Origin of the sequence: Phenylobacterium sp. LjRoot219, from assembly GCF_964252995.1 — a bacterium.
Lineage (GTDB): Bacteria > Pseudomonadota > Alphaproteobacteria > Caulobacterales > Caulobacteraceae > Phenylobacterium.
The window spans coordinates 1,339,660-1,356,507 of sequence record NZ_CAXUQI020000001.1; the positions used below are offsets into that span (position 1 = coordinate 1,339,660).

Consider the following 16,848-nt stretch of genomic DNA (forward strand, 5'->3'; position numbering starts at 1 on the left):
GGGGGCGGCAAACAACAACAACAGAGGTGGGAGGAAGAAGACCATGTCCGAGGCAGAGCCGCGTCCCGTGCGTCATGTGCCGGCGCGCGACATTCCGGTTCCCACGTCGGTCAGCCCGGCGGCGCAGGCCCAGATGGCGATCCGCCGGCCGGCCCCGCCGCCCTATCCGGCGCTCGACGACCTGGCCGGCTGGCGCGCCTACGCCCAGGGCATGAACCAGGCGATGCTGCCGGCCTTCCAGGCGCGCGCGAAGGTCCCGGCCAAGGTCGAGGAGATCGACGCCGGCGGCGCGCGGGTGTTCGTCGTCGATCCGCAGACGGCGTCGGCCGACGACCGCGGGGTGTTCCTCGACATCCACGGCGGCGCCTTCATCGTCGGCTACGGCGACTGCTGTCGGGCCGAGGCGGTCAGCCTGGCGGGCGACCTCGGCGTGCACGTCTGGTCGGTCGACTATCGCGCGCCGCCGGAACATCCCTATCCGGCCTCGCTCGACGACTGCCTGGCCGCCTACCGGGCGCTGCTGCAGGTGCGCCGGCCGGAGGAGATCGTCATCGGCGGGGCCTCGGCCGGGGCCAACCTGTCGGCGGCGCTGATCTTGCGCGCGCGCGACGAGGGCCTACCGCTTCCCGCCGGCTGCGTATTGCTGACGCCCGGGCTCGACATGACCAATTCCGGCGATAGCTACGAGACCAACAAGGGTCTGGATTCGGTGCTGCCCGGCGACATGTGGTCGATCAACCGGCTCTACGCGGCCGGGCATGACCTGGCGCACCCCTACCTGTCGCCGCTGTTCGGCGACTTCACCAAGGGCTTTGCGCCGACCTTCCTCAGCGCCGGCACCCGCGACCTGTTCCTGTCCAACGCCGTGCGCATGCACGCCGCGCTGCTCGCCGCCGACGTGCCCTCGGAGCTCTACGTGATCGAGGCCGCCTCACACGGCGGCTTCCACGGCGCCCCGGAGGAGGCGGCGCTCAACCGCGAGGTCGCCCGCTTCGTCCGCACCTGCTGGGCGCGTGCCGCCGCCCGCTGACCGACGCCTCGCCCGGCCCGAGCAATCGGCGCCGGGCGAGGCCTCAGCCTAATTCAACTAATTCACCGATTGGCACTGGCCGCCGTCGATCCGGTAGTTGGCCCCGTTGACGAAGGCCGCGAGCGGGCTGGCCAGGAAGGCGACGAGCGTGCCGACGTCCTCGGGCCGGCCGTAGCGCTCGGAGGCGCACGGGAACATGCCGAGCGCCATGAAGCCGGCCTCGCGGGTCTCATAGTCGTCCGGCCAGCCCTGGTCGGCGGCCATCCGCTCCAGGGTCCGCTTGAACGCCTCGGTCCGGGTGCAGCCGGGGCTGACGGTGTTGACGGTCACGCCGGTGCGGGTGAGCGCCTTCGACAGGCTGACGCTCATGTTGATCAGCCCGGCCTTGGCGGCGCAGTAGTCGGGCACCGTCGGCGGCGGCTCCGAGCCGCCGGCGCTGGCCACGTTGATCACCCGGCCCCAGCCGCGGTCGCGCATCGCCGGCGCGAAGGCGTGGATCATGCGCACGGCGGCGATCAGGTTCTGCTGCATCGCCCCGGCCCAGTGCTCGGGCAGGATCTCGAACCAGGACCGCAGGCCGCCGCCGCTGGATTCGGTGCCGCCGATGTTGTTGACCAGGATGTCGACGCCGTCGGTGGCGGCCTGCACGGCCTTGGCGACCGCCGCGGCGCCGTCGTCCGTCGCCAGGTCGCCGATCGCCAGGTGGGCCTGGCCGCCGGCGATGCGGATCGCCTCGGCGACCTCTTCGGTCCGCTCCCGGTTGCGCCCGTGAACGATGACGGTCGCGCCCTCGCGCGCCAGGGTCATGGCGATTCCCCTGCCGATGCCCGAGCTGCTGCCGGTCACCAGCGCGCGCCTTCCGGCCAGTTGCAGGTCCATCCGTGTCTCCCTTTTGAGTCTAGGTCAGCGCGATCCGGTAGGTCTCGGCCGCCGTCCGCCGGAACAGCCAGTCCTGCTCCGCGTCGGAGCCGCCGCGCGCGATGCGCTTGAAGGCGTTCCAGGTCGCGCCGTAGCTGCCCGCCGCCTTGTCCGGCGGGAAGTTGCTCTCGAACATGCAGCGCTGCGGCCCGAAGGCGGCGATGCAGGTCTCGACATAGGGCCGCCACTGCTCGGCCAGCGCCTCGGAGGCGGCCGGGCCGACGTCGGCGGCGATCGGTCCCGACAGGTCCATGCCCAGCCCGCCCAGCTTGATGCGGAGGTTGGGCCGGCGCGCCAGCTCGGCGATCTGCGCGGCCCATTGGCGCCGCGCCTCGGCCCCGCGGTCTTCCGGCGTGCCGACATGGTCGAGGATAATCGCGAGGTCGGGCGTCGCGTCGGCGAGCGCCATCAGGTCGCCGAGCTGGGTGTGAAGGCACCAGACGTCGAGGCTGAGGTCCAGGGTCGCCAGGACGCCGGCGCCCGCGCGGAACTCCGGGCGGCGCAGAGCGTCGCGGGCGCGCGGGTCGCAGGCGGACCCGAACAGGCCAGCCTGGCTGAAGGCGGTGTTGCAGCGCACCCCGCGGAACCGTTCGCCGGCGCGGGCGAGGTGCGCCTCGAGCACCGGCGCGACGGCCGCTCCGAGCAGCAGGTCGGCGTGGCCGACGATGCGGTGCGCGACCCGGCAGGGGCCGTAGCCGCCGCTGGCGCTCATCGCCGCGACGCCGTTGGCGAACTCGGTCTCGCCGAGCGGTCGAAGCTGCGGCGGACCGTCCTGCCGGTACATGGCGTGGCATTCGACGAAGACCGTGTGGGTGATGTTGTGGCCGCTGGCCGCGATCGCCTCCAGGGTCTCGGGCAGCAGGAACCGCTGCGGCGCCTGCAGCGCGCCGGGCGCCGGCCGGATCTCCCACAGGTGGAGGTGCGGATCGATGATCGGCCGCGCGGGATCGAGCGGCGGCTCCTCGGCTCTCATGCGCACCTCCTCAGGCTCGTCGGCGCCCACCCTGGCAAATGGCGTATACGTATGCAACCAAATCGCCGGGCCGCGGCGAGGGGCGGCTCAGGCGCGCGCCGGCTGGCGTTCGCCGCCGCGCAGCACGCGGGTGCGGAACTGACTCGGGGTCACGCCGGTGGCGCGGCGGAAGGCGAAGGCGAAGTTCGACTGCGAGGCGTAGCCCATCGAGGTGGCGATCGCCTTGATGCTCTCGCCGGCGGACAGCCGCCGCTTGGCGGCCTCGATCCGGCTCTGCGCCATGTAGTCGCCGATCGAACAGCCGCGACTGGTGCGAAAGCCGCGGGTCAGCTGCCGCACGGACATGTTGCAGAGGTCGGCCAGCTCGGCGAGCGTCGGCTGCTCGCCGGCCTCCGCCAGCCGCTTGTCGATGGTCCGCAGCCGCCAGGCGGCGAGCCCGCCGGTCTCGGTCGGCTCGCTGATCGCGACGAGATAGCGGGCGAACTCGATCGCCAGCTGAAACACCAGCGCCTCGGCCAGCTCTTCGCTGGCCACCCCTGGGCGGCGCAGCTCCAGCGCCAGGCGCAGGAGAATGCCGCGAATGGGCGCGCTGGCGATATCGAGGCAGGCTTCCAGCCGTCGGTCGCTCCACTCGAAGTCGTCCGGCAGCCAGCGGTCCACCGCCTCGGCGCGCAACTGGCAGATCAGCGAGGCGTGTCGCCCGCCGGAGATGTTCACGTCCAGCGCCTCGTGGGCCGGCAGGGCGATGATCGAGCCCATCGCGCCGAACCGGTGCGGCCCCCAGTGGTCGGCGTACCGCGCCCGGGCGTTCGGCCGCCGGGGCGTCAGGCAGAGGTCCATCCAATAGACGCCTGAGGGGCGGAACAGGCTCTGATGCGGCCCCGGGTGATTGAGGCGCACCAGCTGCACCCGCGCGGTCGGGAGCTCGAGCTCGGCGTCGACTTCGAACCTGGACACGGCGGCGGGCTCTGTTCCATCAGCATCGCCCGGGGTGGCGGCTGCTCCCTTGTACCCTCGCAAGGGTTCCTCCGGGAGCCGGCTCCGGTGAAAGCGCGATGCCGGATTGCGAACTTCCGGGCAATCTTGCGCCATTGGACGCCGGTCTTTGGGGAATGCGGCGCGAAGAGGAGGACGATGAGCAGCCCTGGACTTAGTCGCCGCACGGTCGTCGCCGGCCTCGGCGCCCTGGCCGCGGCGCCCGGATTCGCCGTCGCGGCGTCGCCGCGGTCGCGTGACAGCTTCCTGGCGCTCGGCGACTGGGGGCGCAAAGGCGCTCGGCAACAGCGCGCCGTGGCGCAGGCGATGGCGTCGCGCGCGCGGGACATCGGCAGCCGGTTCGTCGTGACCGTCGGCGACAACTTCTATGCGGCTGGCGTCCGCAGCACCCTCGACGGCCATTGGCGGCAGTCGTTCACCGACGTCTACGACCTGCAGACGCTGCACACCTGGTATCCGGCGCTCGGCAACCACGACCACAACGGCGACCCGGACATCCAGGTGGCCTATTCCCAGCACTTCGCCGGATGGCGGATGGACGGGCGCTACTATCGCCAGACGGTGGCGCTATCCGGCGGGCGGACGCTCGACCTGTTCGTGTTGGACACCGCGCCGATCGCCGACCCTTCGAGTTACGCGGCGAGCAGGTCCAACCTCCACGCGCAATGGGGCTGGTTCGACCGCGAGATGCTCGCCTCGCGCGCCGACTGGAAGATCGTCGTCGGACATCATCCGATCCTGTCGAGCGGCTACAAGAAGCGCGATTTCTCCCTCTTGAACCGGTGGCTCGAGCCGCGCCTGCAGCGCTATGGCGTGCACGCCTACCTGGCTGGCCACGACCACCATCTAGAGTACATCCATTCGGGCGGCGTGGCGCACATCATCAGCGGCGGCGGGTCGGAGGGCGACGCGCTGGCCCGCCGGTGCGTCGCAGGGCACGTGCAGGGCTGGCCGAGCGCCGGCTTCACGGCGTTCGAGATCGCCGGCGACGTGATGACGGTGACCTTCATCGACGCTCAGGGGCGCGACCTCGGGGCGGCGCAGGTCCTGCGCCAGCGGCGTGTCTGACGACTGCTCTGCGTCAGGTGATCAAATGGCTGTGTGGCGGCCGAATGCTGATAATGCCTTGAGCGCCGCAAAGGAGTATCGCGGCGTCCGTCGGGGGGAGACCTGGAGGTCACCCATGTTCGTCGTCAATGGTCGGATTAAGACCCGGGCTTCCTTTGAGGAGGTGGCGAAGCAGATGGAGGCCGGCATCGGGCCGATCGTCATGGGCCAGCCGGGCTTCTGCGGCTACTACGTGATCCATACCGGCGACCGCACGGGTGAGGGCGTCCTGGTGTTCGACAGCGCCGACGATTGGGCGCCCGTGAAGGACGAAGTCGTCGCCTGGTTCAAGGCGAACATCAGTCCGCTACTTGAGAGCGACGGGCCCGTCGCGGCCGGCGAGTGCATCGTCGTGCTGGAGCCGCACGCCGCGCCCGACGCCGCCGGGGCGGCGAGCGGCGCTGAGGCCCGGCCCCATTAGCGGACAGGCCTGGTGACGGACGCGCGCCATGTCCTTGACGCGCGTCCGCTTCGACTGAGCGGCGTCAGGCGACGCCGCGCACGTAGGCGTCGATCGTCCCGGCGCAGCTGATCTTGTCGCCGCCCGGCAGCTCGGCGTAGCGGGCGATGTTGTCGCGGATCGACGGACCCTGGTGGCCGCAGGCGCACTGGCCGAAGTCGACGGCGATCTTGTCGCCGGAGATCACCCCGCCCCAGCGGCCGTCCAGCGAGGCGTCGAAGAAGGCCGCGCGGCCTTCGACCTCGCCCTTGCCGATCGGCAGCAGGGTCTCGCCCGCCTCGTCGAGCGGCAGGCAGATCAGCCACGGCGCCACGTGATAGCGGCCGGCCGTGCAGCGCGGCATGGCGGTGTTGATCTCCTGCATTCCGTACATCTGGAAGATGCGCTCGGGCGACAGGTTGAAGGTCTCGAACACGTACTCGCGGTAGTTCGGCGGCAGCACCGCGCCCTTGAGCCCGCCGCCGATGTAGATGGTGTTGTCCGGCTGGAAGTCCTTGGCGCCGTAGCCGAGCGCGCGGACCGCCTCGGCGATCCTGTAGAGCGAGGCCCACATGCCGGAGAGGAACAGCTTGTCCTTCCGCGCCGCGACCAGGGCCTCGGCGGAGATCCCCACGGCGGCGTCGACCGCCTGCTGGCGTTCGGCGGCGGTCGCCTCGTAGGCGGCGAGGTCGCCCGGCTTGGCGGTCCCGTCGGCGATCGCCTTGCGCAGCGCGACCATGCCGGTGAGCTTGCCGATGGTGATCGGCGGCACCGGATAGAGGAACGGCGTCGCCGTCGGATCGGCGAAGGCCGCTCTCAGCGCGTCGCGGATCTCCAGGTTCTTCGGCACGCTGGCGACCGGCGCCAGGCCGAACATCTTGCGGTCCTGGCGCGGCTCGACGCCCGCGCCCCAGGTGAAGGCCGCCACGGTGTCGCGCCGGGACCAGGCCATGTCGGCGTCGGAGGCGTTCAGCATCGCCGACTTGCCGGTCGTGCCGCTGGAGCAGGAGACGTGGTGGCCGGCCCGGCCGAGCCGGTCGATCCAGTCATCGATGTCGGTGACCCCGGCCAGGTCGATGTCCTTGACCGGGTAGGTGGAGACGGTCGACAGCCACCGGCCCATCCGGTCCCACTTTTGCTCGCCGAGCCAGTTTTCCGGATAGCTCTTGTAGGCGGTGTGGGCGAACAGCAGCGGCACGACCTCGGCGAGGTCGCGCACCTCGGAGACGCCGCCTTCCGTCGCCCGGTGGGCCAGCAGCTTGATCGCGTCCTTGCGCTGCTGGAAGCGCTCGTTCATCGCCGCGATCTGGACCGGCCGCAGATCGTCCCAGGGAATGTCGAAGCGTTCGGGCGCCTCAACCAGGCGCGTGAGCTTTTCGACCGCCGAACCCATGGCGTCTTCCTTCCCTGCTGGCGGCCGCCCGTTTTTCAATGGCGCCCTTTGGGTGTCATTATGGAGGGGGCGGAGCCGGCGGCAAGGGGCGTGTGTCAGGCCGGGGTCGCCGCCACACCCGCGCCGCTTTCCCGGGCGATGGCGGGCGCAGCCGTCACTGGAAGCTTCCCATGCGTCTCGCCGTCCTTGCGTTCTTCGCCAGCCTCGCCGCCGCCACCGCGGTCCGCGCCGATCCGGTCTATGAGGCGCGTTCAGCGATGGGCGCCTGTCTGGCGGCGGTGATCGACAAGGCGCCGGTCACCGACATGAAGATCGAGGACGTCGCCATCCATCGCGAGGCCGCGCCGAACCTCTGCAGCGTGACGGTGTCGAGCGGCGATCCAAACGAGGTGCGGCAAGGCGTGCTGGCGGCGGTCTCGGCGCGCGCCGAGCGCTTCGCGCCGGCCCGCACCGCCTGGGCCCCGGGCGGTTTCGCCTCGCGCGAGGCGCTCTGCAATGCGCCCGGGCGACGGGCGCTGAATGTGGTCGTGGAGACGGCCAAGCCCGGCGCCTCGCCGGTCCTGACCGCCACCGTCGTCGAGGGCCGCAGCCGCGATGAGCGCTGCGACCAGGACATGGGGCTGCAACAGCCCTGAGCGGCTTACCGCTGGGCGGTCGTCAGCGGCCGCTCGGCGCTCTGCAGGGCGTCGCGCGTGGCGGCGCGCAGGCATGCGGTCCGGGTGTGGAAGGCGAGGGAGTCGAGCTTGGTCTCGGCCCAGCACACGCGCGCCGCGGCCTTGGCGACGTCGGCCTGGATTTCTGAAGTCGACTTGCCGGCGGTGGAGATCCGGATGGAGGCGGCGCTCGCCGGCGCGGCGATGAGGACGCAGGCGGCGGCCAGGAGTGCGATGCGACGCATGTACTTGATCCGTATGAGGTTGTGACCAACCCCATCACGGCGTTCCCTTGTCGACGCTGGGCGAACTGACGAGCCCTTGCGTCGGCGCGGCTTCTAGCCGAGCCGCGCGGCCGTTCAAGGCGGCATCTGATCGCAGGACAACGGGGGCGTGGAGACGGCCAGGCCCGGCGTTTCGCCGGTCCTGACCGTCGCCGTCGTCGAAGGCGCAGTTGCGATGAGCGCTGCGACAGGACTTGGGGCTGCTTACCGCTGGGCGGTCGTCAGCGGCTGCTCCAGGCCTTGCAGGGCTTCGCGCGCGGTGCGGCGGATGCAGGGCGCCTTGGTGTAGTACGAGAGGGTGTCGTGCCGGGTCTCCTGCCAGCAGACCTCGGCGGCGGCCTTTTCGACGTCGGCCCGGATCTGTTGCGCCGACTTGCCGGCGGTCGAGATCTGGACGGAGGCGGCGCTGGCGGGCGCGGCGACGAGGGCGGCGGCGACCGCGGCCAGGATAGCGATGTGACGCATGGTTAGGGTCCGTAGTGAGGTTGTTTCCAACCCCTCACGGCGTTTCCTTCGGCGTTAGGCGAACTGACGGGCCCTGCGCCAGCGGCCGTTCTAATCGAGCTTGGCCGTACCGCAAGTTTCTGTGATCGCAGGAGAGTCAGCGGAACACCGTCTTTGGACACGCGTACCCCTCCGCGCGCTGGGGGGACAGGGAGAGAAGCCATGCCTGCACCCGCAGAACCGCGGAGCTTTCTCGCTGACATGCCAGTCGCGTCGGTCAACGTCGGCATGGAGCTGATGGGCCGCCGCGCCAACGCGATCGCCGACTTCTGGCGCAGCTGTGCGGAGATCCGCCAGCCGGCGGAGCTGATGGCCGTCCAGCTGAATTTCTGGACCCAGCTGGTCGACGACTATCAGGAATGCTTCACCGAAAGCATGGCGCAGCTCTCGTCCGCCTCCGAGACTGCGACCCAGGCGCCGCCGGAAACCACGGCCCGCTCAGCCTGAACGAATGTTCAGGGGTGTGCGCGACGACAAACCGGTCTAGATAGCCCCGTTCTCGGGGAGGAGACCGGTTCATGCCGCCCATCTTGCCGCCGCCGCTGCAGGCGGAATCCGTCGTTGTCTACGCGCCGCGCCTGGCGCCGTTGGCCGGGGAGGCGGCGTTCGACGCCGTCCAGGTGTCGCCTGAGGTGCTGCGGCTCAATCCGCGGCTCGACGAGGCGCTGACGACGACGCCCGGCGTCTCGCTGTTCCGGCGCACCACCAGCCTGGCGGCCAATCCGACCACCCAGGGCCTGTCGTTGCGGGCGATTGCGCCGTCGGGCGCCGGCCGGGCGTTGGTGACGCTGGACGGCGCGCCGCAGAACGATCCGTTCGGCGGCTGGGTGATCTGGAGCGCGCTGCCGCCCGAAGGCCTGGCCGCGGCGACCATCGTCCGCGGCGCCGGCGCGGGGCCTTACGGGGCCGGCGCGCTGACCGGGGTGGTGGCGTTGCAGGAACGCGGGGCCGGCGGCGGGCTGCAGGCGTTCGACGCCTCGACCGGCGAGCGGAACAGCTACCGGGCCGCGGTCGCCTACGGCGCGCCGGGGCTGTTCATGATCGCCAGTGGCGAGAGCACCGCCGGCTATACCCCGGTGCGCGGCGACCGCGCCGGCGCCGCCGACCGGCCGCTGGACCTGCGCACCGCCAACTATGCGTTCCGCGTGCAGCACGCGATCGGCGAGGCCGAGGGCTCGGCCCGCTTCGGCCTCTACAACGAGCGCCGCGGCTCGGGCCTCGCCGGGGCCTATTCCGAGGCCTCGGGCCTGTCGGCGACCTTCACCCTGGCCAAGCCGCGCCAGCCGGAGGCCCTGGGCTGGCGCCTGCAGACCTGGATGCGCGCTTCGGATTTCTCCAACAGCTCGGTGGCGGTGGCCGCCGACCGCAACTCGACCACCCCGGCCAACGACCAATACTCCACCCCGGCCCAGGGCTATGGCGTCAACGCCGCGGTGCAGGGCGGCGGCGGCCCGTTCGGCTGGGAGGCCGGGGCCGACGCCCGGCTGACCCGCGGCGTCGAGTTCGAGCGCTTCCGCTACATGAACGGGGCCTTCACCCGCGACCGCAAGGCCGGCGGCCAGACCAGCGTCGCCGGGATCTACGTCGACGCCGACTGGACCGATGACCCCTGGCTGGTCACCGGCGGGGTGCGGCTCGACGCCTGGCGCGCCAGCGGCGCGGTTCGCCGCGAGCAGGACACCGCCACCGGGGCGCTGACGCTGGACGCGCATCCGCAAGGTTCCGACGGGGTGACGCCGACGGCGCGGGCCGGGGTGCGCTACACGGTGACGCCGAACCTGTGGCTGCGTACGGCGGCCTACGCCGGTTTCCGGCCGCCGACGCTCAACGAGCTGCACCGTCCGTTCCGCGTCGGCAACGACGTGACCGAGGCCAACCCGTCGCTGAAGCCGGAGAAGCTGTACGGCGCCGAGGCCGGGCTGGGCGGCGAGGCGAGCTGGGTGCAGTGGAGCGCCACGGCCTTCTACAACCAGCTGAAGGACCCGATCACCAACGTCACCGTGGGCTTCGGCCCGGCGACCTTCCCGACCGCCGGGTTCATTCCTGCCGGCGGGGTGCTGCGCCAGCGGCAGAACGCCGGGCGCATCGACGCCTGGGGCCTCGAGGGCGATGCGTCAGGCGATTTCGCGGCGATGCTCGGCTGGCGGGCGGCCTTCGCCTACACCCACGCCCGGGTGGACGGCGGCTCGGCCGCGCCGCAGCTGACCGACAAGCGCCCGGCCCAGGCCCCGGCGTTCGCCGCCACCGGCGGTCTCGAATGGCGGCCGCTGGCGCCGCTCAGCCTGGCCGCCGAGCTGCGCTACGAAAGCACGCGCTACGAGGACGACCTCAACTCGCGCAAGCTGAAGGCCGCGTTTCAGGTCGACGCCCGCGCCGGCTGGCGGGTGGCCGAGGCGACCGAGGTCTATCTCGCCGCCGACAACATCGCCGACGTGGACATCGCGGTCGGCCAGACCGCCGACGGGGTCAACAGCTACGCCGCGCCCCGCACCGTGCGGGTGGGGATCTCCTACCGGCGCTAGATGACTAGGCGGCGGAGGCTTGCGCCTCCGCCGCCCTCTCGCGCGTCATGGCCCGGGTCGCGCGGGCCTCGCCGGCGAGATCCTTGTCGCGGGCGGCCTCCAGAAAGTGCAGCACGGCGAGCTCGAACGGCCGGCCGGTCCGCCCCGGCTTCAGCGTGAGCGCGTCGTCGGCGTAGGCCTCCAGCACCGCCGGATGGATATAGGCGCTGCGGCAGACCGCGGCGGTGTTGCCGAGCACCCCGGCCACCGCCTTCACGCAGGTGTTCACGGTGCGCTTGGCCTGGGCGGCGCTGGCGCAGGGCTCCGAGGCGGTCAGCGCGCGCGCCGCCGCCAGCGTGCCGGCCCAGGTGCGGAAGTCCTTGGCCGAGAAGTCGTCGCCCATCGCCTCGCGGATGTAGCCGTTGACGTCGGCGCTCTCGACGGCGCGCCGCTGCCCGTCCTCGTCGAGGTACTGGAACAATCGCTGGCCGGGCAGGTCCTGGCAGGCCTTGACGATGCGCGCCAGCCGGCGGTCTCGGAAGCCGGTGCGGTGCGGCTTACCGCTCTTGCCGCGGAACTCGAAGATCGCCCGCCCGCCGCCGATCCGCACGTGCCGGTCGCGCAGGGTGGTGAGGCCGAAGCTCTTGTTCTGCTTGGCGTATTCGCTGTTGCCGACGCGGATCAGGGTAATCTCCATCACCTGGACGACCGCCGCCAGCACCTTCTCGCGCGGCAGGCCGCGGCGCGCCAGGTCGACGGCGACGCGTCGCCGAAGCTTCGGCAGGGCGTGGCCGAAGCCGATCACCCGATCGTACTTGCAGCTGTCGCGCACGCGCCGCCAGTCGTCATGGTAGCGGTACTGCTTGCGCCGCCGCTGGTCACGGCCCACCGCCTGGATGTGGCCGCGCGGCTCGGGACTGATCCAGACCTCGGTCCAGGCCGGCGGAATGGCCAGTTTGCGAATCCGGTCCAGGGTCGGCTCGTCACGCACCAGCGCGCCGTCCGGCTTCAGGTAATCGAAGCCGCTGCGGGCCTTGCGCCGGCGGATGCCGGGATCCTGGTCGCTGACGTGCAACAGGTCGGGGACCAGGTCGGGCGTATCGCGCGGCGTCTGCAAGGCGGCTCCTTCGGTTCGCCGCCAACGTGGTATGCGCAGGGCCGGTTCCTCCTCGCGGGTCCTTGGGAGCACAGTTGAACTACCGTCACGCCTTTCACGCCGGGAACTTCGCCGACCTGGTGAAGCACGCGGCCCTGCTGCAGCTGATCGCCCGACTGGCCGCCAAGCCGGCGCCGCTCAGCGTCCTCGACACCCACGCGGGCGCGGGGCTTTACGACCTGACCGGGCCGGAGGCCCAGCGCTCCGGCGAGGCCGAGGCCGGCGTCGCCCGGCTGATGGCGGCGCGGGACGCGCCGCCGGAGTTCGCCTCGCTGCTAGCCGCGGTGAAGCGGCTGAACGGCAGCGGCAAGCTGGTCCGCTATCCCGGCTCGCCCTGGCTGGTCGCCGAGGCGCTGCGGCCGCAGGACCGCTACCTCGGCTGCGAGCTGCGGCCGCCGGAGCACGCCGCCCTGCACAAGGCGCTCGGCGGCCGGCCGGGCGTCGAGACGCTGTGCGCCGACGGCTTCGCTATGGCGCTCGACCGCTGTCCGCGGACCGGGTCGGTGCTGGCCTTGATCGACCCGCCGTTCGAGCGCGCCGACGACTACGCCCAGGTCGTCGCCGCCGTGGCGGCGCTGCGGCGGAAGAACCCCGCGGCCCAGGCGCTGGTGTGGCTGCCGCTGAAGGATCTGGAGACCTTCGACGCCTTCCTGCGCACTCTGGAGGATGCGACCGACGCGCCGATCCTGGTGGCCGAGACGCGGATGCGTCCGCTGACCGACCCGCTGAAGATGAACGGCTGCGCGCTGGTGCTGGTCGGCGGCGACCCGGCGTTCCAGGCGGTGCTCGAGCCCATCTGCCGATGGACCGCCGAAACCCTGGGCGAGGGCGGCGCGGCGCGAATCTATCCGCTCTGACGTCTAACTTTTTGCAATTGCGAGATGATTCGGCTTAGTGTGCGGTGCAGCAAATCGCGCAGGAGGCCGTCGCTATGTCGGATCAGCCCTGGTTCGTGAAGGCGCAGATTCCCCCCATTCCCCGGCCGGAGTTCGTGCTCGGCGCCGCGACGCCGCTGTGGGGCTATTTCGCAGCCGCCGCCGTGAGCGGGACCGCCTGGTGGTGGATGACCCGCTGGATGCGGACCGAGCTTGTCCCCACGGTGCCGGCCAAGGCTGCCGGGCCGCGGCTGGTGCTGGTGAGCGAGAACACCGCCCTGGTCCCGGTCGGCGGCGAGAGTGCGCCGATCCCGCCTGCGGTGCTGGAGGGAGAACTGCTCGACGGGCCGGAGCTGGACGCCGAACTGGCGGCCGCGCCGATCGCGCAGCCGAAACCCGCCCCGCGCCGGCGCGCGAAAGGCGCCGAGCCCAAGCCCAACTGACTTGCCCTGCTGACTTGGCGCTCGCTGACTTGCCCCTCGTTGACTTGGACGTCGCCTGAGTCGCGGCCTAAATGCCTGCGAACGGCAAGGAGCGCAGGCGAGGGTGAAGCGGGCGTTGGATATTGCGGGCGCGCTGGCGGGGCTGGTGCTGCTCTCGCCCGTGCTGTTGTTCCTGCTGGCGGCGATCCCGCTGGAGAGCCCGGGGCCGGCGCTGCACTGGTCGCGGCGGATCGGCCGCGACAACCACATCTTCCGCATGCCGAAGTTCCGCACCATGCGGGTGGGGACGCCCGATGTGGCCACCCACCTGCTGCAGGACCCGGATCAGTGGGTGACGCCGTTGGGCCGGTTCCTGCGGCGCACTAGCCTGGACGAGCTGCCGCAGCTGTGGAGCGTGCTGGTCGGCGAGATGAGCCTGGTCGGCCCGCGGCCGGCGCTGTTCAACCAGGATGACCTGGTGGCGCTACGCACCGCCGGGGGCGTGCACCGATTGCGCCCGGGGCTGACCGGCTGGGCCCAAGTCAACGGCCGCGACGAGCTGCCGATCTCGCAGAAGGTCAAACTGGACATCGAGTATCTGCAGCGTCGGTCGCTGGGCTTCGACCTGCGGATACTGGCCGTCACCGCCCGGGCCGCGCTCACCGGGCGCGGGGTCAGCCACTAGCAATTGAGGGGAACTGGACGCCGGGGCGCGGGTTTCAAGCCGCCGGGGACACTGTCGGAGTTCACGTCGTGTCCAGCGACGCCAATCAAGACCCGCAGACTGGCCGCCGTCGGGAGCCTGCCAAGCCTGCGCCGGCGCGCACCGGCGAGCGGCGGCCGCTGCAACGCGCCGGGGCCTGGACCCAGGAGCACTGGCGGGCGGCGCGGGCCAGGCTGGGCCAGACGCGGATCGGGCGGCCGAGCCGCAAGACGCTCGGCTGGACCGGCGCCGTGCTCGCGGTGCTGGCCATCGCCCTCGCCATCCTGATCGCCGTCTGGGACTGGAACTGGTTCCGCGGGCCGGTGGAGCGCATGGCCTCGGCGCGGCTGCACCGCGAGGTGACCATCGCCGGCGACCTCAAGGTGGACCTGTTCTCCTGGCAGCCGAGCGCCACGGTCACCGGGGTGCGGATCGCCAACCCGGCCTGGGCCGGTCGCGAGAACATGGCCGACATCGGCCGCCTAGCCGTCCGCATCCGGCTGCTCCCGCTGCTGATCGGCAACGTGGACATGCGCCTGCTGCAGTTCGACCAGGCGCGGGTTTCGCTGGTGCGCAGCGCCAACGGCCGGGCCAACTGGGACTTCTCGGACGGCCGCAAGCCTCAGCAGCCGATGCGGCTGCCGCCGATCCGCGACTTTGTCGTCAACGACGGCCGGCTGACCTATCGCGACGTCGGCCGCGGCCTCAGCTTCGTCGGCACGCTCAACGCCAGCGAAAAGCTTGGCGGCGGCGATCGCGGCTTCGCGCTGAGCGGGCAGGGCTCGCTGAACCGCGAGCCGTTCCATCTGCTGGTCACCGGCGGGCCGTTGCTGAACATCGACCGCGCCAAGCCCTATCCGTTCGACGCGGAGGTGCGCGCCGGCCAGACCTTGGTCACCGCGCGCGGCGCCGTGCCCCGGCCGTTCGCTTTCGGCCAGTTCCACATGAACGTCACGGCGCGTGGCCAGGACGCGGCGGACCTCTACGGGATCACCGGCGTGGCCCTGCCGAACACCCCGCCATACAACCTGCGCGGCCGGCTTTCGCGCGACGACGAAACCTGGCGGGTGGCGGGCCTGAACGGCCGGGTCGGGACCTCGGATCTGGCCGGCCAGCTGTCGGTGAAGACCGGCGACGACCGGCCGTTGCTGACGGCGCAGCTGCACACCAAGAGCCTCGACTTCAAGGACCTCGGCCCGCTGTTCGGCGGCGGCGCCGGCAAGGTGGCCTCGCCGCAGCAGGTTGCGGTCTCGCGCGCGCTGCAGGCCGAGCAGCGGCTGCTGCCGGACGCGCCGCTCAAGGTCGAGCGCATCCGGGCGATCGACGCCGACGTCACCTACAAGGCCGACGACATCCGCAACGCGCCGGTCAACCTGCGCTCGGGCTCGGCCCACGTGAAGCTGGACGCCGGGGTGCTGAAGGCCGACCCGATCGACTTCGCCCTGCCGCAGGGCCGCATCGCCGGGACCATTCAGCTCGACGCGCGCAAGGATGTCCCGGTCACCGACCTGGACCTGCGGCTCTCCAACGCTCGCCTCGAGCAGTTGCTGCCGGTGAAGCTCGGCGGCGAGGCGCCGTTCACCGGCGCCTTCGTCGGCCGCGCCAAGCTGCGCGGCGAGGGCGACAGCGTGCGCCGGGCGTTCGCCAACGCTGACGGCCAGGTGATGCTGGTGGTGCCGGGCGGCGAGATCCGCAAGGCCTTCGCCGAGCTGATGGGCGTCAATGTGGTGAAGGGCTTGGGGCTGCTGCTCTCCAAGAACCAGGAGAGCACGCCGATCCGCTGCGGCGTAGCCAATTTCGAGGCGAAGGGCGGCGTGTTCCGCGCCGAGCGGATCGTCATCGACACCGGGCCGGTGCTGGTCACCGGGTCGGGCGCGGTGAACATGGAGACCGAGCGTCTCGACCTGAAGGCCCAGGGCCATCCGAAGAAGTTCCAGCTCGTGCGGCTGATGGCGCCGGTCACCGCCGAGGGGCCGGTCAGTCGGCCGCAACTGGGCGTCCAGCCCGGCGCGGCGATCGCCCAGGGCGGGGCGGCGGCGGCCCTGGCGACCTTCCTGTCGCCGCTAGCGGCGATCCTGCCGTTCATCGACGTCGGCCTGGCCAAGGACGCCAACTGCGCCGCCCTGGTCGGCGCGGCGGCGAACCAGGGCGCGCCGGTGCGCACCGCGGCGCGCTGAACAGGACACGGTCCGGTTGACGCCGCCGCCGCGGAGCCCGCAATCTCGCCGCGACTTCGATCAGGCTAGGGGACGTCCATGAGCGTCAGGTTCGGCAAGGCCGCGGCCGCTGCGGCGGCGCTCGGCGCGGTGGTGATCGCCGGCGCGGCGGTGGCGCACGACGTCGGCCCGGCGCCCAAGACGCCGGCCGGCAAGGCCGCGGCCGCGCGGCACGACAACTTCAAGCAGGTCGGCGCGGCCTTCAAGGCGATCAACGACGAGGCGCGGAAGGGCTCGCCGGACCAGGCGGCGCTCGCCGCCAATGCGCAGAAGCTGAACGGGCTGGCCCGGCAGATGGGCGGCTGGTTCCCGAAGGGCAGCGGCGCGGAGAGCGGCGTCAAGACCCACGCCAAGCCCGACGTCTGGAGCGATCCGCAGGGCTTCGCCGCGGCGGTCCAGAAGCTGCAGGGCGCGACTGGCCAGTTGCAGCAGGTCACCGCCAGCGGCGACGCGGCCGGCCTGAAGGCGCAGGTCCAGGCGACCGGCGGGGCCTGCAAGGGCTGCCACGACAAGTTCCGCGTGCCGGACAAGACCTAGTGTCCCGATTCCGAAGTTCGCATGCGCTTTGTGGCGGCCTCTGGCGAACTTCGGAATCGATCAGGACACTAGCAAGTATATGTTTCTAGTGTGCTGGATCTGAAGTTCGCTCCGGCGCGTGACCGATGCGCAGGCGAACTT

At 71.5% G+C, this 16,848-nt stretch carries 18 protein-coding genes; 11 read left to right on the plus strand and 7 right to left on the minus strand.

Annotated elements, in window-relative coordinates:
* The first annotated feature begins 43 nt into the window (after nucleotides 1-43).
* Entirely contained in the window at nucleotides 44-1,030 is a 987-nt protein-coding gene (locus ACSQ14_RS06580) for an alpha/beta hydrolase (RefSeq protein ID WP_436010930.1), read from the plus strand.
* Between the two features lie 57 nt (nucleotides 1,031-1,087).
* On the opposite strand, the gene ACSQ14_RS06585 is transcribed toward ACSQ14_RS06580, so the two are convergent.
* The 3 genes from ACSQ14_RS06585 to ACSQ14_RS06595 all read right to left on the minus strand — a co-directional run bounded on the left by ACSQ14_RS06585 (nucleotide 1,088) and on the right by ACSQ14_RS06595 (nucleotide 3,878).
* Nucleotides 1,088-1,909, minus strand: a complete 822-nt coding sequence (locus ACSQ14_RS06585) for an SDR family NAD(P)-dependent oxidoreductase (RefSeq protein WP_436010932.1) — start codon at nucleotides 1,907-1,909, stop codon at nucleotides 1,088-1,090.
* A 19-nt stretch (nucleotides 1,910-1,928) separates the two neighbouring features.
* Complete coding sequence (locus ACSQ14_RS06590) at nucleotides 1,929-2,921, minus strand: amidohydrolase family protein (RefSeq protein ID WP_436010934.1); 993 nt, start codon at nucleotides 2,919-2,921, stop codon at nucleotides 1,929-1,931.
* Nucleotides 2,922-3,008: 87 nt separating this feature from the next.
* Nucleotides 3,009-3,878, minus strand: a complete 870-nt coding sequence (locus ACSQ14_RS06595) for a helix-turn-helix domain-containing protein (protein ID WP_436010936.1) — start codon at nucleotides 3,876-3,878, stop codon at nucleotides 3,009-3,011.
* Between the two features lie 177 nt (nucleotides 3,879-4,055).
* Here ACSQ14_RS06595 and ACSQ14_RS06600 point away from each other — a divergent pair, with 177 nt between their 5' ends.
* Entirely contained in the window at nucleotides 4,056-4,985 is a 930-nt protein-coding gene (locus ACSQ14_RS06600) for a metallophosphoesterase (protein ID WP_436010938.1), read from the plus strand.
* Between the two features lie 115 nt (nucleotides 4,986-5,100).
* Entirely contained in the window at nucleotides 5,101-5,445 is a 345-nt protein-coding gene (locus tag ACSQ14_RS06605; RefSeq protein WP_436010940.1) for a hypothetical protein, read from the plus strand.
* A 64-nt stretch (nucleotides 5,446-5,509) separates the two neighbouring features.
* Here ACSQ14_RS06605 and ACSQ14_RS06610 read toward each other — a convergent pair whose 3' ends face one another.
* A complete protein-coding gene (locus tag ACSQ14_RS06610) occupies nucleotides 5,510-6,856 on the minus strand; it encodes a hypothetical protein (RefSeq protein ID WP_436010942.1) in 1,347 nt (448 codons plus the stop codon).
* Between the two features lie 170 nt (nucleotides 6,857-7,026).
* Here ACSQ14_RS06610 and ACSQ14_RS06615 point away from each other — a divergent pair, with 170 nt between their 5' ends.
* Complete coding sequence (locus ACSQ14_RS06615; protein WP_436010944.1) at nucleotides 7,027-7,491, plus strand: hypothetical protein; 465 nt, start codon at nucleotides 7,027-7,029, stop codon at nucleotides 7,489-7,491.
* 5 nt (nucleotides 7,492-7,496) lie between these two features.
* On the opposite strand, the gene ACSQ14_RS06620 is transcribed toward ACSQ14_RS06615, so the two are convergent.
* Together ACSQ14_RS06620 and ACSQ14_RS06625 are read right to left on the minus strand one after the other, a co-directional pair.
* Nucleotides 7,497-7,754 carry a hypothetical protein gene (locus tag ACSQ14_RS06620; RefSeq protein ID WP_436010946.1) on the minus strand — a complete coding sequence of 86 codons (258 nt, stop codon included), beginning with the start codon at nucleotides 7,752-7,754 and terminating at the stop codon, nucleotides 7,497-7,499.
* A gap of 243 nt (nucleotides 7,755-7,997) precedes the next feature.
* Nucleotides 7,998-8,258: a hypothetical protein gene (locus ACSQ14_RS06625; protein ID WP_436010948.1), complete on the minus strand. Its 261-nt coding sequence runs from the start codon at nucleotides 8,256-8,258 to the stop codon at nucleotides 7,998-8,000.
* Between the two features lie 240 nt (nucleotides 8,259-8,498).
* On the opposite strand from ACSQ14_RS06625, the gene ACSQ14_RS06630 reads away from it, so the two are divergent.
* Nucleotides 8,499-8,744 carry a hypothetical protein gene (locus tag ACSQ14_RS06630; protein ID WP_436010950.1) on the plus strand — a complete coding sequence of 82 codons (246 nt, stop codon included), beginning with the start codon at nucleotides 8,499-8,501 and terminating at the stop codon, nucleotides 8,742-8,744.
* 71 nt (nucleotides 8,745-8,815) lie between these two features.
* Complete coding sequence (locus ACSQ14_RS06635) at nucleotides 8,816-10,819, plus strand: TonB-dependent receptor (RefSeq protein WP_436010952.1); 2,004 nt, start codon at nucleotides 8,816-8,818, stop codon at nucleotides 10,817-10,819.
* 4 nt (nucleotides 10,820-10,823) lie between these two features.
* On the opposite strand, the gene ACSQ14_RS06640 is transcribed toward ACSQ14_RS06635, so the two are convergent.
* Nucleotides 10,824-11,915, minus strand: a complete 1,092-nt coding sequence (locus ACSQ14_RS06640; protein ID WP_436010954.1) for a DNA topoisomerase IB — start codon at nucleotides 11,913-11,915, stop codon at nucleotides 10,824-10,826.
* Between the two features lie 74 nt (nucleotides 11,916-11,989).
* On the opposite strand from ACSQ14_RS06640, the gene rlmJ reads away from it, so the two are divergent.
* The 5 genes from rlmJ (at nucleotide 11,990) to ACSQ14_RS06665 (ending at nucleotide 16,707) form a co-directional block, all read left to right on the plus strand.
* The gene (gene rlmJ / locus ACSQ14_RS06645; protein ID WP_436010956.1) at nucleotides 11,990-12,811 is read left to right on the plus strand and encodes a 23S rRNA (adenine(2030)-N(6))-methyltransferase RlmJ; all 822 of its coding nucleotides are present in this window, start codon (nucleotides 11,990-11,992) and stop codon (nucleotides 12,809-12,811) included.
* Between the two features lie 74 nt (nucleotides 12,812-12,885).
* Nucleotides 12,886-13,272 (plus strand): hypothetical protein, encoded by a 387-nt coding sequence (locus ACSQ14_RS06650; protein ID WP_436010958.1) that lies wholly within the window; start codon nucleotides 12,886-12,888, stop codon nucleotides 13,270-13,272.
* 103 nt (nucleotides 13,273-13,375) lie between these two features.
* Nucleotides 13,376-13,936: a sugar transferase gene (locus tag ACSQ14_RS06655; RefSeq protein WP_436010960.1), complete on the plus strand. Its 561-nt coding sequence runs from the start codon at nucleotides 13,376-13,378 to the stop codon at nucleotides 13,934-13,936.
* A 68-nt stretch (nucleotides 13,937-14,004) separates the two neighbouring features.
* Nucleotides 14,005-16,131: an AsmA family protein gene (locus tag ACSQ14_RS06660; protein ID WP_436010962.1), complete on the plus strand. Its 2,127-nt coding sequence runs from the start codon at nucleotides 14,005-14,007 to the stop codon at nucleotides 16,129-16,131.
* A 78-nt stretch (nucleotides 16,132-16,209) separates the two neighbouring features.
* A complete protein-coding gene (locus ACSQ14_RS06665) occupies nucleotides 16,210-16,707 on the plus strand; it encodes a c-type cytochrome (RefSeq protein ID WP_436010964.1) in 498 nt (165 codons plus the stop codon).
* The last annotated feature ends 141 nt before the right edge of the window (nucleotides 16,708-16,848 follow it).

Excerpts from the sequence above, each read along its gene's own strand:
- ACSQ14_RS06580 (WP_436010930.1), top strand. The coding sequence starts at position 44 with ATGTCCGAGGCAGAGCCGCGTCCCGTGCGTCATGTGCCGGCGCGCGAC.
- ACSQ14_RS06585 (WP_436010932.1), bottom strand. The coding sequence starts at position 1,909 with ATGGACCTGCAACTGGCCGGAAGGCGCGCGCTGGTGACCGGCAGCAGC.
- ACSQ14_RS06590 (WP_436010934.1), bottom strand. The coding sequence starts at position 2,921 with ATGAGAGCCGAGGAGCCGCCGCTCGATCCCGCGCGGCCGATCATCGAT.
- ACSQ14_RS06600 (WP_436010938.1), top strand. The coding sequence starts at position 4,056 with ATGAGCAGCCCTGGACTTAGTCGCCGCACGGTCGTCGCCGGCCTCGGC.
- ACSQ14_RS06605 (WP_436010940.1), top strand. The coding sequence starts at position 5,101 with ATGTTCGTCGTCAATGGTCGGATTAAGACCCGGGCTTCCTTTGAGGAG.
- ACSQ14_RS06610 (WP_436010942.1), bottom strand. The coding sequence starts at position 6,856 with ATGGGTTCGGCGGTCGAAAAGCTCACGCGCCTGGTTGAGGCGCCCGAA.
- ACSQ14_RS06615 (WP_436010944.1), top strand. The coding sequence starts at position 7,027 with ATGCGTCTCGCCGTCCTTGCGTTCTTCGCCAGCCTCGCCGCCGCCACC.
- ACSQ14_RS06620 (WP_436010946.1), bottom strand. The coding sequence starts at position 7,754 with ATGCGTCGCATCGCACTCCTGGCCGCCGCCTGCGTCCTCATCGCCGCG.
- ACSQ14_RS06625 (WP_436010948.1), bottom strand. The coding sequence starts at position 8,258 with ATGCGTCACATCGCTATCCTGGCCGCGGTCGCCGCCGCCCTCGTCGCC.
- ACSQ14_RS06630 (WP_436010950.1), top strand. The coding sequence starts at position 8,499 with ATGCCAGTCGCGTCGGTCAACGTCGGCATGGAGCTGATGGGCCGCCGC.
- ACSQ14_RS06635 (WP_436010952.1), top strand. The coding sequence starts at position 8,816 with ATGCCGCCCATCTTGCCGCCGCCGCTGCAGGCGGAATCCGTCGTTGTC.
- ACSQ14_RS06650 (WP_436010958.1), top strand. The coding sequence starts at position 12,886 with ATGTCGGATCAGCCCTGGTTCGTGAAGGCGCAGATTCCCCCCATTCCC.
- ACSQ14_RS06665 (WP_436010964.1), top strand. The coding sequence starts at position 16,210 with ATGAGCGTCAGGTTCGGCAAGGCCGCGGCCGCTGCGGCGGCGCTCGGC.